The following is a 17,356-nucleotide window of genomic DNA, read 5'->3' on the forward strand; positions in this document are numbered from 1 at the left end:
AGTAAGCCTTTGCAACAACGCGGTTAATCCTGCTTTATCACCTTCCCTTCCTTCATCACAAAGCTGACCTGCCTGATGGCTTCAATGGTATCCAGAGGATTGGCTTTCACGGCAATAATATCCGCGAAATACGAAGGGGCAATGACGCCTCTTTCTTTTTCAATACCTAACAGTTCCGCCGCATGGATGGTCATACACTGCAGGATATAATTGTAAGGCATCTGTGCATCTTTCCAGGTCTGTAATATCTCGAGGGCTGCCTGGGCCCTGTCTTTACCCGGCATCTCCATGATGATATCGGAGCCAAAGGCCATGGGAGTACCGATCTTATAAGCGCGTTGCAGGCGATCAATATTCAGTTGATAGTATTTCAGCGCCAGCGTGGAATCTATACCATAGGCTAAGCTGTTGCTTACCGCCAGATCCGTGCCTACGAGGAAAGTACCTTTTGTTTTCATCAGGCGCAGCAATTCATCGTCAAGGTCCACCCCATGCTCCACCGCTGCAGCGCCGCCAAGGATGACATTCCTGGCAGCCTCCCCGCCCATAACATGTACCGTCACTTTTAAACCCGCACTTTTAGCTTCGCTGACCGCGGCTTCTATTTCGGCCTGGCTGTAGTGGTAGGCATGTGCATCTGTTGCCAGTTTAATGACATTGGCGCCGTAATAAATATTCTTCCGGACGGCTTTCCTGATTTCGTCCGAACTATTGGCATCCAGATATTCATAATCCCAGAAATGTTCATGTTCAATATCGGTGGCAGTTTGGCCCCCATAGGGACTGATAATTTTCCCTGCATAGAAAATAGTAGGCCCCTGTATCCATCCTTTGCGGATGGCTTTTATCACCTCGGCGGTTGCATAGTTGCCATCGTTCCCGATTTCTTTGACGGTTGTAAATCCGCCGTTCAGTAGTATGGTGGCGTTATGGGCACCGCGCAGTGCCCGCAGTGCCGTACTCTCGGTGGCGTACATATGTTCAATGGCCATTTTTTTATAGGGCATGCCAACCGTCATATGCACGTGGCAGTCCATGAGGCCGGGCAATACCCAGGAATCGGACAGGTCAATCACTTTGTCGGTAGCTGCGTAGGGGATGTTGACGCCCATTTGCTGAATTTTGCCCGCCCTGACCAGGATAGTTTGTTGCGACAACATCTTGCCGGTGCGGGCGTCAAAAACATGTCCGGCTTTGATAACGGTGGTTTGGGCATTCACGGTTGCACTGAATAGCCAGGCAACGATAAACGAAAAGAGGGCATACTTCATCAGAAGAGCTGTTTAAATTTAATTATATGTATAAAAATATTTTTGTAAGAAGCACATAATATTATCGTTACCACACATCATCCCTAACCAGATGCAGGATGTCATTATTTCCATAAAACAAACAGGTGCCGTATAACTGCATCCCTGACGGGGCACCGCATTAAAGGATTCCTAACTACGGGATATTTCCCGGTGACTTTTTATTTAGAAATACCCTACCTTTATCAAGTACACACTTTTAAGTCCTATTAGAATTCAGTAGAATTTTTGCCCTGACCGTTGAAACCCTCAAGAGAGCCTGATTGCTTCCTTCCCGGGAGGTAATGTGATAGCTGATATAGACAATAAATCCCAGATCATTATTCTCTAACCTCAATAACTATTATTACACATGGAACCTTATCTCGCAATGATCATCGCCTTTGCTGGTAACTTCACCATCAATGGCTGGGCGATGTGCTGGGGACAGATTATGTCCATCGCACAAAACTCCGCACTTTTTGCACTCGTGGGCACTTTTTACGGGGGCGACGGTGTTCAGACATTTGCCCTGCCGGATCTCAGAGGCCGGGCGCCTATTGGCTGGGGCCAGGGACCCGGACTTTCCAGTTACAACATTGGACAGAAAGCAGGCACCGAAAACACCACACTTCTCATTACCAACATGCCGGCACATAACCATGTGGCAGACATCAGCCAATTAACATCTACACCGGTTGCCAGTGCCGCTGCGGGTACAGCTACCACACCTGCCAGCACCCTGGCACCAGCAACGCTACCCACTATTGGCAGTGGTCCTTCCGGGAACCCCATTAATGGATATGCGACAAAAGACGGTGTTACCTCCCTATCACCCAATACAATTGGAGGCTCCGTTACGATCGGTATCACCGGTGGTAACCAACCGTTTTCTATCCAGAATCCTTATCTGGCTATTACCTACCTGATTGCACTGAATGGTATATTCCCATCCAGAGGTTAACCAGGGCAACCTTATTTTACGATTGATTATATGTCGGCTACCCCTTCCCTCACCATTGGGTTTCTTACCCCCTATTCGGGTATCTACCCTTTCTTTTCCCAACACCTGATAACCGGATGGTTATTGGGTATGGGCCTGGATCCTGTGCGGCAACGCACCGTTCAGTTTATACCTGAGTTTACAAAAATGGGCGGCATGAAAGCCTCGGAAGAAGCCGCACGCAAGTTGCTCTTCTTCAACAACGTAGATATCCTGTCGGGACTTATCAGCTATAAATCAATACCAGACCTGGTTCCATTGATTGAAACAAAAAAAAGACCTGCCTTCTTTTTTGATATGGGAGAATACATCCCTCACTTTCCCTATCTAAGTCCCGATATATTTTACGCTTCTCACCAATTATGGCAATCACAATATGCTTTGGGCCACTGGGCCCAAAGCACTTTTGGTAGCGGCGGCCATATGATTATGCCGATATATGAAGCAGGCTATCATCTGAGCAGCACCTTTCAACAAGGTGTCATGGCAGCCGGCGGCACCAGTATCCAATTAAATATATTGCCCTTTGATCCACAGGTACCTCAACACCTGGATCTTACGGCTGTTTTCAAACAATGGACAGAAAACCCGCCTGCCTATGTACACGCTATTTTCTGCGGCTCCCTGGGATTAAAATTCCTGGAACAATGGATACGCAGCGGGATGCATAAAAAGATACCGTTACTGGTACATGAAGCCATGGTATACGATGATATCCTGGACGACATCAAACATGCTGATATAGAATTATACACCTCCCGCTCCTGGATGCGGGAAGATGAAAATAAAGCGAATCAATTATTTGTAAAACAGTTTGAAAGCCTGGCAAAACAACCTGCAAATATCTATGCCCTGATGGGCTATGAAGCAGGATTGATATGGAAAGAATTGTTACCTCATGCCCGCAAAAAAGACTGGGATAAAGTAAAGCAACAACTACGTACAGACGTTATACGTGGCCCCCGCGGAGAGAAAAACTTTTATCCGTTATCGGGCTTCGCACTACCTGACTCCAACATCATAAAAATTAATACTTCCGGCAACCAAATTCGTAAAATTATTCTTGATCAGGGAAAAGGGATGCGCTTTGATGCGAAAGAATTTGAGGTCATCCATGCAGAATCCGTATCGGGGTGGCAAAATCCTTTCCTCTGCATTTAACAGCGACTATGAAACATTTTTACTTTCGTGCGTTACAAATACTCGGGTGGGTATTCGGTATCATATTCCTGTCACTGCCGGTGAATGCGCAGTATACCAGCAGCGTGCTGGAAACCGGCAAGTATTATACTGCGGTAGGTAAAGATAACCTGGATAACATTTATGTAACCGCTTACAACTCCGCTACCAGTAAATATCAACTACTGAAATATACCAATGGAACCGGCACACCCACCGCCATTTACCAGGGTTTAGCCTTTAGCGCTTCCGAATACCCCTGGGCCATCGCAGCTAACAGCGCCGGCGATATTTTTATTATGAACCCCGATGCTGCCAGTCATTGGCAGATTATTAAACTGGCAGCCGGCACTTATACTGCGTCCGTTATACAAAGTGGCAACTATTACACCGCATTGACCGTAGATGGCAGCGATAACCTCCTCACGCTCGAATACAATTCATCCACTACCAGCTACCAGGTGGTTAAATATGCCGCCGGCAATCTTACCGGCACCGGCACCGTAGTATATAATGGATTACCCTTAGCATCCGGCCTCGGCACCTATCCCTGGGGCATTGTAACCGACCATTCCAACAATATTTATGTCATTGACTTTCCCAATAATGCCTCCAATGGCCGCCTGATAAAGCTCACGGCCCCCGGCTATGCCGCTACCACACTGGGTAGTGGTAAAGGATATACATCGCTTGCAATAGACGGCCAGGATAATCTTTACGCCACTGAAACAGCGCCTTCTCCTGCCAACAGGTCACATATTATGAAGTATACGGCGCCTGTAAGTGTGGGCGCCACCGGCACGGAAATTTTTACCGGCCTTACTATCGGAAGCCTGTTCTACCCGTGGGGATTGGTGGTGGATAGCCACGGTACCGTATTTGCGGGCGATGGCGCCGCCACTGGTAATGGACGGTTTATCAAACTAACCCCACCCGCCATCTCCGTTAGCAGCGTCACCAAAACAGGTAGCAGTCCTACCAACGCCAGCAGCGTGCAATATACCGTTACCTTCAGCGGTGCCGCCACTGGCGTCAGCACTTCCGCCTTCACCCTTACCACCGCCGGGATCAGCGGCAGCAGCGTTTCCAGCGTAAGCGGCAGCGGCACCACTTATACTGTGACTGTCAACACCGGCACCGGGGATGGCACACTACGACTAGATGTAAGCGGTACCGGCATCGGCAACACCGTAACGGGATTGCCTTACACCAGCGGCGACGTATATACGATTGATAAAACAGCTCCCACAGATACCATCAAAACCTTTCCACCAGCACTGACTAACAGTACCAGCGCCACCTTTACTTTCACCGCCAGCGAAACTGCTACGTTTGCGGCAAGCCTGGATGGAGGCGCCTATTCGGCTGTTACCTCGCCGCTCACCTTAACCGGTTTGTCTGCCACATCACATACCCTGCAGGTAAAGGCAACTGACCAGGCAGGTAACGTAACCGCTACCCCAGCCAGCTATACCTGGGTAATAGACAATGTGGCGCCTGCCGTCACCTCTGTAGGAGTGCCGCTGAATGGCTATTATCATCTTTCCCAACCCCTCAACTTTACCGTTAACTTCAGCAAGCCCGTGGTGGTCACTGGTACCCCTTCCGTCCCTGTCACCATCGGCAGTACCGTACAACAAGCCAGCTATGTAAGCGGCAGCAGCACCAAAGCACTTTTATTTACTTATACCGTACAGAATGGAGATATGGACATGGACGGCATTGCCCTGGGCGCTGCCATTGCCACCAACGGCGGTGCTATAAAAGATTCTGCGGGCAACAATGCCCTGCTGCCACTTCAATCAGTTGGCAGTACCGCTAATGTGTTTGTGAATACAGCAATACCCGGTGTAACCCTGACATCCGCCAGTACCTCTCCTCTGAATCAACCTTTTTCTGTCACCGCTACCTTTACGGAGAAAGTGAGTGGCTTAACAACAGGAGATTTCACTACTACCAACGGAGGGATTTCCAACTTGCTGACCGCCGACAGCATTACCTTTACCTTCACTCTAACGCCTGTAACCAATGGTACAGTAACGGTACAACTACCCGCTAATACCGTCACTAACACCGGCTTGAATGGCAACAGTGCATCAAATACTTTGTCACGCGTTTATGATAACCTATCGCCTGCTATTACGGCGATAGACGTGCCGGCCAATGGCATCTATCACCTCGGTGACGGGTTAAGATTTAAAGCTCATTTCAACGAACCGGTGGTGGTAACAGGAACGCCTACACTCGATATTACCATTGGCAGCACTATCAGACAAGCCACTTACCAGGCAGGTTCCGGTGCAGATACGCTGGGCTTCTTATACATGGTGCAGGCGGGCGACCTGGACATGGATGGTATCACACTGGCAGCAGCCATTGCCGGCACCATCAAAGATTTGGCCGGTAACAGCGGCGTACTCACGCTTCCGGCGGTGAATACCAGCGGAGTATTGGTGAATACCATACACCCCACCGTAGCCATCAGCACCGCGGCTACATCTCCGCTCAACCAGCCATTCACCGCTACTATTACGTTCAGCGAAGCAGTGACCGGGCTTTTGGCAGGAGGCATCAACGCCACCAATGCTACACTCAGTAATCTCCAAACAACGGATAATATCACGTATACGGTACTGGTGACGCCTACCGCTAATGGCAGCGTTACCTTACAGGTACCCGCCGGTACAGCCATCAATGCAGGGAACAACGGCAACACGATTTCCAATACACTCAGCGTTACCTATGATGCTACCGCTCCTACCATCACAGCGATAGATATACCTGCCAATGGCATCTATCACCTCGGCGACGGGTTAAGATTCAAGGCTCATTTCAGCGAACCGGTGGTGGTAACAGGAACGCCTACACTCGATATTACCATTGGCAGCACTATCAGACAAGCCACTTACCAGGCAGGTTCTGGTTCAGATACACTGGGCTTCTTATACATAGTGCAAACAGGCGACCTGGACATGGACGGTATCACACTGGCAGCAGCCATTGCCGGCACCATCAAAGATTTAGCGGGCAACAGCGGCGTACTCACACTCCCGGCAGTGAATACCAGCGGAGTATTGGTAAACACCATACATCCCACCGTAGCCATCAGCACCGCGGCTACTTCGCCAGTCAATCAGCCGTTCTCCGCTACCATTACATTCAGCGAAGCAGTGACCGGGCTTTTGGCAGGAGGCATCAACGCTACCAATGCCACGCTCAGTAATCTCCAAACAACGGATAATATCACATATACGGTACTGGTGACGCCTACCGCCAATGGCAGCGTTACGCTACAGGTACCCGCTGGTGCAGCCATCAATGCAGGGAACAACGGTAACACCGTTTCCAATACACCCAGCGTTACCTATGATGCTACCGCTCCTACCATCACAGCGATAGATATACCTGCCAATGGCATCAATCACCTCGGTGACGGGTTAAGGTTCAAAGCTCATTTCAACGAACCGGTGGTAGTAACAGGAACGCCTACACTCGATATTACCATTGGCAGCACCGTAAGACAAGCTACTTACCAGGCAGGTTCCGGTGCGGATACACTGGGCTTCCTATACATAGTGCAAACAGGCGACCTGGACATGGACGGTATCACACTGGCAGCAGCCATTACAGGTACCATCAAGGATTTGGCCGGTAACAGCGGCATACTCACACTCCCGGCAGTGAATACCAACAAAGTATTGGTCAATACCATACATCCCACCGTAGCCATCAGCACCGCGGCTACTTCGCCAGTCAATCAGCCGTTCTCCGCTACCATTACATTCAGCGAAGCAGTGACCGGGCTTTTAGCAGGAGGTATCAACGCTACCAATGCCACGCTCAGTAATCTCCAAACAACAGATAATATCACATATACGGTACTGGTGACGCCTACCGCTGGCGGCAGTGTTACCTTACAGCTACCCGCTGGTGCAGCCATCAATGCAGGGAACAACGGCAACACCGTTTCCAATACGCTCAGCGTTACCTATGATGCTACCGCTCCCACGATCACGGCGATAGACATACCTGCTAACGGCATCTATCACCTCGGCGACGGGTTAAGATTCAAAGCTCATTTCAGCGAACCGGTGGTAGTAACAGGAACGCCTACACTCGATATTACTATTGGCAGCACCGTAAGACAAGCCACTTACCAGGCAGGTTCCGGTGCGGATACACTGGGCTTCTTATACATAGTGCAAACGGGCGACCTGGATATGGACGGTATTACACTGGCAGCAGCCATTGCCGGCACCATCAAAGATTTGGCCGGTAACAGCGGTGTACTCACACTTCCGGCGGTGAATACTAACAAAGTATTGGTCAATACCATACATCCCACCGTAGCCATCAGCTCCGCGGCTACTTCGCCAGTCAATCAGCCGTTCTCCGCTACCATTACATTCAGCGAAGCAGTGACCGGGCTTTTGGCAGGAGGTATCAACGCTACCAATGCCACGCTCAGTAATCTCCAAACAACAGATAATATCACATATACGGTACTGGTGACGCCTACCGCCAATGGCAGCGTTACCTTACAGGTACCCGCCGGTGCAGCCATCAATGCAGGGAACAACGGCAATACCGCTTCCAATACACTCAGCGTCACTTATGATGCTACCGCTCCTACCATCACGGCGATAGACGTACCTGCCAACGGCATCTATCACCTCGGCGACGGGTTAAGATTTAAAGCTCATTTCAACGAACCGGTGGTAGTAACGGGAACGCCTACACTCGATATTACCATTGGCAGCACCGTAAGACAAGCCACTTACCAGGCAGGTTCAGGTGCGGATACACTGGGCTTCTTATACATGGTGCAAACGGACGACCTGGACATGGACGGTATCACACTGGCGGCAGCTATTGCCGGCACCATCAAAGATTTAGCCGGTAACAGCGGCGTACTCACACTTCCGGCGGTGAATACCAGCGGAGTATTGGTCAATACCATACATCCCACCGTAGCCATCAGCACCGCGGCTACTTCGCCAGTCAATCAGCCGTTCTCCGCTACTATTACGTTCAGCGAAGCAGTGACCGGGCTTTTGGCAGGAGGCATCAACGCCACCAATGCTACGCTCAGTAATCTCCAAACAACGGATAATATCACGTATACGGTACTGGTGACGCCTACAGCTGGCGGCAGTGTTACCTTACAGGTACCCGCTGGTGCAGCCATCAATGCAGGGAACAACGGTAACACCGTTTCCAATACACTCAACGTTACCTATGATGCTACCGCTCCTACCATCACGGCGATAGACATACCTGCCAACGGCATCTATCACCTCGGCGACGAGTTAAGATTCAAAGCTCATTTCAGCGAACCGGTGGTGGTAACAGGAACGCCTACACTCGATATTACCATTGGTAGCACCGTAAGACAAGCCACTTACCAGGCAGGTTCAGGTGCGGATACATTGGGCTTCTTATACATGGTACAAACGGGCGACCTGGACATGGACGGTATCACACTGGCGGCAACTATTGTCGGCACCATCAAAGATTTAGCCGGTAACAGCGGCGTACTCACACTTCCGGCGGTGAATACCAGCGGAGTATTGGTCAATACCATACATCCCACCGTAGCCATCAGCACCACGGCTACTTCGCCAGTCAATCAGCCGTTCTCCGCTACCATTACATTCAGCGAAGCAGTGACCGGGCTTTTGGCAGGAGGCATCAACGCCACCAATGCTACGCTCAGTAATCTCCAAACAACAGATAATATCACGTATACGGTACTGGTGACGCCGACAGCTAATGGCAACGTTACGCTACAGGTACCCGCTGGTGCTGCTATCAATGCAGGAAACAACGGTAACACCGTTTCCAATACGCTCAGCGTTACCTATGATGCTACCGCTCCTACCATCACAGCGATAGATATACCTGCCAATGGCGTCTATCACCTCGGCGACGGGTTAAGATTCAAAGCTCATTTCAGCGAACCGGTGGTAGTAACGGGAACGCCTACACTCGATATTACCATTGGCAGCACTATCAGACAAGCCACTTACCAGGCAGGTTCCGGTGCGGATACACTGGGCTTCTTATACATAGTGCAAACAGGCGACCTGGACATGGACGGTATCACACTGGCAGCAGCCATTACAGGTACCATCAAGGATTTGGCCGGTAACAGCGGCGTACTCACACTCCCGGCAGTGAATACCAACAAAGTATTGGTCAATACCATACATCCCACCGTAGCCATCAGCACCGCGGCTACTTCGCCAGTCAATCAGCCGTTCTCCGCTACCATTACATTCAGCGAAGCAGTGACCGGGCTTTTGGCAGGAGGTATCAACGCTACCAATGCCACGCTCAGTAATCTCCAAACAACAGATAATATCACATATACGGTACTGGTGACGCCTACCGCCAATGGCAGCGTTACCTTACAGGTACCCGCCGGTGCAGCCATCAATGCAGGGAACAACGGTAACACCGTTTCCAATACACTCAGCGTTACCTATGATGCTACCGCTCCTACCATCACAGCGATAGGCGTACCGGCCAATGGCATCTATCACCTCGGCGACGGTTTAAGATTCAAGGCTCATTTCAGCGAACCGGTGGTGGTAACAGGAACGCCTACACTCGATATTACCATTGGCAGCACCGTAAGACAAGCCACTTACCAGGCAGGTTCCGGTGCAGATACACTGGGCTTCTTATACATGGTACAGACAGGCGACCTGGACATGGACGGTATCACACTGGCAGCAGCCATTGCCGGCACCATCAAGGATTTAGCGGGCAATAATGGAGTACTCACGCTCCCGGCAGTGAATACCAGCGGAGTATTGGTCAATACCATACATCCGGGGGTAGCCATCTCTACTACTGCTACTTCACCCGTGGACCAGGCATTTACCGCCAACATTATGTTTACAGAGGCGGTAACAGGGTTTACAGCAGGGAGTATCACTACCTCCAACACCACCCTCAGCAACTTCCAGACCACCGATAATATCACATTTACCGTGCTGGTTACCCCAACAACAGCGGGTGCTGTTACCCTCCAGGTGCCTGCTGGTGTGGCCGTTAATACAGGCAACAATGATAATACCGCCTCCAATACACTCAGTATTGTTTATGATCATACACCGCCGGTGATTACATCTGTAGATGTACCTGCCGATGCTATTTACCATGAAGGGCAGGCATTATCCTTTACCGTACATTTTAGTGAGATAGTAAACGCAACAGGTACTCCTTCGCTGGATATTATTATCGGGGCCACTACTAAAGCGGCCACCCTCGTCAGCGGTAGTGGCAGCAATGCATTGGTATTCAGTTATACCGTGCAAAATGGCGATATGGATATGGACGGTATTACACTGAGTACCGTCTTATCCGGTACCATCCGGGATATAGCTGGTAACAACGCGGTACTTACCCTGAGCAATGTTGGTAACACTTCCGGGGTACTCGTTAATACGGCGCATCCGGGAGTCAGCATCAGTACCGGTGCTACTTCACCACTTCATCAACCGTTCACCGCAACTATCACTTTCACGGAAGCGGTCACCGGATTTGTGGTTGGCGGCATTACCACTACCAACGCTACCCTTAGCAACTTCGTGACAACGAATAATATCACGTATACCGTACTGGTTACCCCGGCAGCTAATGGCACGGTCACCCTCCAGGTACCTGCCGGTGTAGCGTCCAACGCAGGTATGAACACCAACACAGCGTCGAATACATTAAGTATCATCTATGATGCCACCGCACCAGTGATTACTGCAATAGACGTACCTGCCAATGGCATCTATCATCTCGGTGACGGTTTGCGGTTTAAAGCACATTTCAGTGAAGCGGTGGTAGTAACAGGAACGCCTACACTCGATATCACAATTGGCAGCACTATCAGGCAAGCTACTTACCAGGCAGGTTCCGGTGCAGATACGCTGGGCTTCCTGTACATTGTACAAGCCGGAGACCTCGATATGGACGGCATCACACTGGCCACTTCCCTTAGTGGTACCATAAAGGATATAGCTGGCAATAGCGGTGTATTCACACTCCCCGCAGTGAATACCAGCAACGTATTGGTGAATACTGTACATCCAACGGTCACACTTAGCACTGCGGCAACGTCCCCCATCAATCATGCATTCACGGCTACTATTACATTCAGCGAACCGGTCACCGGGTTGGCTACAAGCAGTATTACCGCCACCAATGCCGCCCTCAGCCACCTTCAAACAACAGACAATATCACGTATACCCTACTCGTAACGCCTGCCGCTGACGGCAGTGTTACCTTACAGGTACCAACCGGGTCCGCCATGAACGCCGGCAACAATGGCAACACCGCTTCTAATACGCTAAGTCTTACTTACGACGCCACCGCTCCCACTATCACCGCAATTGACATACCCGCCAACGGCATCTATCACCTCGGTGACGGCCTGCGGTTTAAAGCACATTTTAGTGAAACCGTATCAGTAACGGGAACGCCTACACTCGATATCACCATCGGCAGCACCATCCGCCAAGCCACTTACCAGGGTGGCTCAGCGTCCGATACACTGGGCTTCCTTTACATCGTGCAAAACGGCGACCTGGACATGGATGGTATTACACTGGCAGCCACCCTCAGTGGTAACATAAAGGATATAGCCGGCAATAGCGCGGTGTTGACACTTCCGGTGGTTAACACCAGCAAAATACTGGTGAATACCCTGCATCCGGGAGTAAGCATCAGCACCACAGCTACTTCGCCGGTAAATCAACCGTTTACCGCCACCATTACTTTTACAGAAGCCGTAACGGGCTTTGTACCGGGTGATATTATTGCCACCAACGGCACTGTCAGCAATCTGCAAACCCTGGATAATATTACCTATACAGCACTGATAACTCCTGCCACAGATGGCGTGGTCTCCGTACAGGTACCTGCCGGTGTAGTTATCAACGCAGGGAACAATGATAACACGGCTTCCAATACATTGAGCCTGCTGTATAACCATACGGCGCCCGTCATTACCGCTATAGATGTACCGTTAAATGCAATTTACCATGAAGGGCAAACCCTTACTTTTACAGTACATTTTAGTAAGATAGTCAACGCAACAGGCACACCATCGCTGGATATGGTGATCGGGGCCACTACCCAAACAGCCACCCTCCTCAGCGGCAGTGGCAGTACCGCGTTAGTGTTCCGCTACACCGTACAAAACGGTGATCTGGACATGGACGGCATTACCCTGGCCACCGCCCTCAGTGGCACTATAAAGGATGGCGTCGGCAACAGTGCAGTACTCACACTACCACCCGTGAATACCAGTGGTGTCCGGGTGAATACTATACATCCGGGAATCGTTATTTCCACAACGGCGGTGTCGCCGGTGATTGCGCCGTTTACCGCTACCATCACTTTCTCTGAAGCTGTAACCGGATTTACGATAGGAGATATCTCCGCTACCAACGCCAGTCTCAGCAACTTCCAGACTACGGACAACATCACTTATTCTGTACTGGTAACACCAAGTGTAGATGGTGCGGTTACTGTACAAGTACCTGCCGGTGTAGCCGTGAACGTAGGTAACAATAGCAACACTGCTTCCAATATGTTGAGTCTCGTTTACGCAGGCACGGCACCGGTCATCACCGCTGTTGATGTTCCAGCTAATGGCATCTACCACACCGGGCAAGCACTCCAATTCACCATACACTTCAGTGAAAACGTAATCGCTACCGGTACGCCATCCCTGGATGTAGTCGTAGGCGCGGCGAATAAACAAGCTATACTAATCAGTGGCAGCGGCACCAATACCTTCGTATTCAGCTACACCGTACAAAATGGTGACATGGATATGGATGGCATTACATTAGGTACTGCCCTCTCTGGCCCCATCCGCAACAGCGCCGGCAAAGATGCTGTACTCACGCTCAACAACGTGGGTAATACCAGCGGTATATTAGTGAACACTTCTCAACCAGGCGTAGTGATTAGCACAACTGCTACTTCACCGGTGATTGCACCGTTTACCGCCACCATCACTTTCTCTGAAGCTGTAACCGGATTTACGATAGGAGATATCACCGCTACCAACGCCAGTCTCAGCAACTTCCAGACTACGGACAATATCACTTATTCCGTACTGGTAACACCAAGTGTAGATAGTGCGGTTACTGTACAAGTACCTGCCAGTGTAGCCGTGAACGTAGGTAACAATAGCAACACTGCTTCCAATATGTTGAGTCTCGTTTACGCAGGCACGGCGCCGGTCATCACCGCTGTAGACGTACCAGCGAATGGCACCTACCACACCGGGCAAGCACTCCAATTCACCATACACTTCAGCGAAAGCGTAACCGCCACCGGTACGCCATCCCTGGACGTACTCATAGGCGCGGCGAATAAACAGGCTATACTGATTAGTGGCAGCGGCACCAATACCTTCGTATTCAGCTATACCGTACAAAATGGTGACATGGATATGGATGGCATTACATTAGGTACTGCCCTCTCTGGCCCCATCCGCAACAGCGCCGGCAAAGATGCTGTACTCACGCTCAACAACGTGGGTAATACCAGCGGTGTATTAGTGAACACTTCTCAACCAGGCGTAGTGATTAGCACAACTGCTACTTCACCGGTGATTGCACCGTTTACCGCCACCATCACTTTCTCTGAAGCAGTAACCGGATTTACGATAGGAGATATCACCGCTACCAACGCCAGTCTCAGCAACTTCCAGACTACGGACAACATCACTTATTCTGTACTGGTAACACCAAGTTTAGATGGTGCGGTTACTGTACAAGTACCTGCCAGTGTAGCCGTGAACGTAGGTAACAATAGTAACACTGCTTCTAATATGTTGAGTCTCGTTTATGCAGGCACGGCACCGGTGATCACCGCTGTTGATGTTCCAGCTAATGGCACCTACCACACGGGCCAGGTACTCCGCTTCACCGTACATTTCAGTGAAAACGTAATTGCTACCGGTACGCCATCCCTGGACATACTCATAGGCGCGGCAAATAAACAGGCTATACTGATTAGTGGTAGCGGCACCAATACCTTCGTATTCAGCTACACCGTACAAAATGGTGACATGGATATGGATGGCATTACACTGGGCACCACCCTCTCCGGCACTATCCGCAACAGCGCCGGCAAAGATGCCTTACTCACGCTCAACAACGTGGGTAATACGAGCGGTGTATTAGTGAACACTTCTCAACCAGGCGTAGTGATTAGCACTACTGCTACTTCACCGGTGATTGCACCGTTTACCGCTACCATCACCTTCTCTGAAGCAGTAACCGGATTTACGATAGGAGATATCTCCGCTACCAACGCCAGTCTCAGCAACTTCCAGACTACGGACAACATCACTTATTCTGTACTGGTAACACCAAGTTTAGATGGTGCGGTTACTGTACAAGTACCTGCCAGTGTAGCCGTGAACGTAGGTAACAATAGTAACACTGCTTCTAATATGTTGAGTCTCGTTTATGCAGGCACGGCGCCGGTGATCACCGCTGTTGATGTTCCAGCTAATGGCACCTACCACACCGGGCAAGCACTCCAATTCACCATACACTTCAGTGAAAACGTAATCGCTACCGGTACGCCATCCCTGGATGTACTCGTAGGCGCGGCGAATAAACAAGCTATACTAATCAGTGGCAGCGGCACCAATACCTTCGTATTCAGCTACACCGTGCAAAACGGTGATATGGATATGGATGGCATTACATTGGGTACCACCCTCTCCGGCACTATCCGCAACAGCGCCGGCAAAGATGCCGTACTCACGCTCAACAACATTGGTAATACGAGCGGTGTATTAGTGAACACTTCTCAACCAGGCGTAGTGATTAGCACAACCGCTACTTCACCGGTGATTGCACCGTTTACCGCTACCATCAACTTCTCTGAAGCAGTGACCGGATTTACGATGCCTGATATCACCGCTACCAACGCCAGTCTCAGCAACTTCCAGACTACGGACAACATCACTTATTCTGTACTGGTAACACCAAGTGTAGATGGTGCGGTTACTGTACAAGTACCTGCCAGTGTAGCCGTGAACGTGGGTAACAATAGCAACACTGCTTCCAATATGTTGAGTCTCGTTTATGCAGGCACGGCACCGGTCATCACCGCTGTAGACGTACCAGCGAATGGCACCTACCACACCGGGCAAGCACTCCGCTTCACCGCACACTTCAGTGAAAACGTAATCGCTACCGGTACGCCATCCCTGGATGTAGTCGTAGGCGCGGCGAATAAACAAGCTATACTAATCAGTGGCAGCGGCACCAATACCTTCGTATTCAGCTATACCGTACAAAATGGTGACATGGATATGGATGGCATTACATTAGGTACTGCCCTCTCCGGCCCCATCCGCAACAGCGCCGGCAAAGATGCTGTACTCACGCTCAACAACGTAGGTAATACCAGCGGCGTATTCGTAAACACCGCACATCCGGGTGTAGTGGTCGCTACCAGCGCCCCTGTACGGGTAAATACCCCGGTAACCGTTACCATCACCTTCACTGAAATGGTGAATGGCTTTACTACTACCGGTATCCTGGCCACCAATGCAACGGTGAGCAACCTGCAAACAACAGATCATATCAGTTATACTGCTGTGATCACCCCACTCAGCGACGGAGTGGTGGATGTAAACGTACCGGCTGGCGTTGCCACCAACGCCGGTAGTAACGATAACACTGCCTCTAACGCATTGCAGTTCACTTACGATGCTACGCCGCCAGTAATTACCGCCCAAACATTAAACGTTGACTTCAATAGCCCGGCAGGCACCGTAGCTGGCACCCTCACCGCTACAGATGCAAGCGGTATCCTCCAAAACTGGATGATCACTGCTGATGAAAGCGGCGGTGCATTCAACATAGATGCCCACGGCACTATTACCGTGAAAAATGCAGCGATCCTCAGCAGCAAAGCTGGTACCACCGTACGTGTAACCGTTACCGTGAGTGACGAACTGAATACCAGCACACCAACAATCATCCTGGTTAATATCTCCCAGGCCTTCCTCAACCAGGCGCCTACCCTGGATCCAATTCCGGATGCGGGCAATTGCGCCGGTACCACCGAACATACCATTCAGTTAACGGGTATCTCAGCGGTAGAACCCGGACAAACCTACCACCTCACAGTGGCAGCAGACCAGCCCGACTTTGATATGCTCAGCGTAGAGGATAACACCGGCATACTGCATTACCAGCTGAAAAGTAATATCAACAGCGGCAGCACCCATATCACCGTGACCATCAAAGACAACGGCGGTACTGCCAATGGCGGCATAGATACCAGGCAACGTACTTTCCGCCTTACCATCAACCCGCTGCCGGATGTTAACATCAGCAGCAACAAAGGCAGCACCGTATCGAAAGGAGATATTCTTCAGTTGACAGCTACCGGCGGCAACAGCTACAACTGGGCAACCGTAGACGGCATCATCAGCGGACAACAAAGCGCGGTATTACAGGCCAGGATTATGAAGAATACTACTTACCAGGTAACAGCGGTCAACACAGCAGGATGCAGCAATAGCAGCAGCATCAACATCTCAGTGGTAGAAGATTTCAAGGTAGAATCCACTAACATCCTGACACCAAACGGCGATGGTAAAAACGATAAATGGGTAATCCGTAACATCGACAGCTACCCGAATAATGAAGTGAAAGTATATGACCGTACCGGCAGAATAGTGTACCAGCGCAGAAACTATAACAACGAGTGGGATGGTACTGTAAATGGACATCCACTGGCAGAAGGAACCTACTATTATATTCTGACGATCAGTGGCGATACCAAAACAGCGAAAGGATATATTACCATCATCCGGGATCAGCAATAACCCGATTAAAC

At 50.3% G+C, this 17,356-nt stretch carries 4 protein-coding genes; 3 read left to right on the forward strand and 1 reads right to left on the reverse strand.

The annotated features are described in order from the left end of the window. Positions 1–23: 23 nt before the first annotated feature. Positions 24–1,271 (reverse strand): amidohydrolase family protein, encoded by a 1,248-nt coding sequence (locus tag AC5ZC7_RS14950; RefSeq protein ID WP_496162307.1) that lies wholly within the window; start codon positions 1,269–1,271, stop codon positions 24–26. A 391-nt stretch (positions 1,272–1,662) separates the two neighbouring features. On the opposite strand from AC5ZC7_RS14950, the gene AC5ZC7_RS14955 reads away from it, so the two are divergent. From AC5ZC7_RS14955 to AC5ZC7_RS14965, 3 genes are read left to right on the forward strand one after another with little or no spacing between them, the layout of a single operon-like run. Next, entirely contained in the window at positions 1,663–2,253 is a 591-nt protein-coding gene (locus AC5ZC7_RS14955) for a tail fiber protein (RefSeq protein ID WP_496162306.1), read from the forward strand. Positions 2,254–2,283: 30 nt separating this feature from the next. After that, entirely contained in the window at positions 2,284–3,453 is a 1,170-nt protein-coding gene (locus tag AC5ZC7_RS14960; RefSeq protein ID WP_496162305.1) for an ABC transporter substrate-binding protein, read from the forward strand. Between the two features lie 8 nt (positions 3,454–3,461). After that, on the forward strand, positions 3,462–17,345 hold the full coding sequence (locus AC5ZC7_RS14965; RefSeq protein ID WP_511911572.1) for an Ig-like domain-containing protein: 13,884 nt from the start codon (positions 3,462–3,464) through the stop codon (positions 17,343–17,345). Positions 17,346–17,356: the final 11 nt, after the last annotated feature.

The organism is Chitinophaga sp. 9-1-y (genome assembly GCF_059511905.2).

Coding starts and splice junctions, on each gene's coding strand:
- AC5ZC7_RS14950 (WP_496162307.1), bottom strand. CDS start 1,271: ATGAAGTATGCCCTCTTTTCGTTTATCGTTGCCTGGCTATTCAGTGCA.
- AC5ZC7_RS14955 (WP_496162306.1), top strand. CDS start 1,663: ATGGAACCTTATCTCGCAATGATCATCGCCTTTGCTGGTAACTTCACC.
- AC5ZC7_RS14960 (WP_496162305.1), top strand. CDS start 2,284: ATGTCGGCTACCCCTTCCCTCACCATTGGGTTTCTTACCCCCTATTCG.
- AC5ZC7_RS14965 (WP_511911572.1), top strand. CDS start 3,462: ATGAAACATTTTTACTTTCGTGCGTTACAAATACTCGGGTGGGTATTC.